The sequence below is a fragment of the Sporofaciens sp. JLR.KK001 genome (assembly GCF_036941055.1).
In the GTDB taxonomy this organism is placed as follows: domain Bacteria; phylum Bacillota; class Clostridia; order Lachnospirales; family Lachnospiraceae; genus Sporofaciens.
On record NZ_JAYMNO010000018.1, the window covers coordinates 1 to 416 of the forward strand.

At 41.8% G+C, this 416-nt stretch carries 1 protein-coding gene; it reads right to left on the bottom strand.

Annotation, left to right across the window (positions count from 1 at the left end):
* Positions 1–9: 9 nt before the first annotated feature.
* On the bottom strand, positions 10–416 hold a 407-nt coding region (locus VSQ62_RS32325; RefSeq protein ID WP_502957901.1), incomplete at its 5' end, for a hypothetical protein.

Here is a 416-nt window from a genome sequence, read left to right on the forward strand (position 1 = left end):
CCGGTATATTTAATCATAGATCACAGGGGCCTTTCTTAAAGTATTGGAGATGGAAGTGCATACTTTTTCATATGCCCTGATAGTAGCTTTTAGGGTTTTCACCTCAGACTGTAAAGAGGCGATTTCTGTTTCTTTCTCGGAAATGATTTTTTGAAAATCTCTGTTCCTTGCAGAAGCAGTATCTTCTTCCGTGGTGGTAACATTTTTCGAAGATGCTGTTCTGCCCCTGCGACCGGAAGATGGGATCAATTCCTTTGTTTCGGGATCGAGGGTACCAAGATATTTCCTCTTCGGTCTTGATTGCTTGGTAACAGGGTCATAGTGGGGAGTAGATTCGTAAACCCGGGTCTTTCCTGATTTTTTATCGAAGTGTTTAACAATAGTAGGCATAACGGTTTCTCCTTTCAATAGTGGCT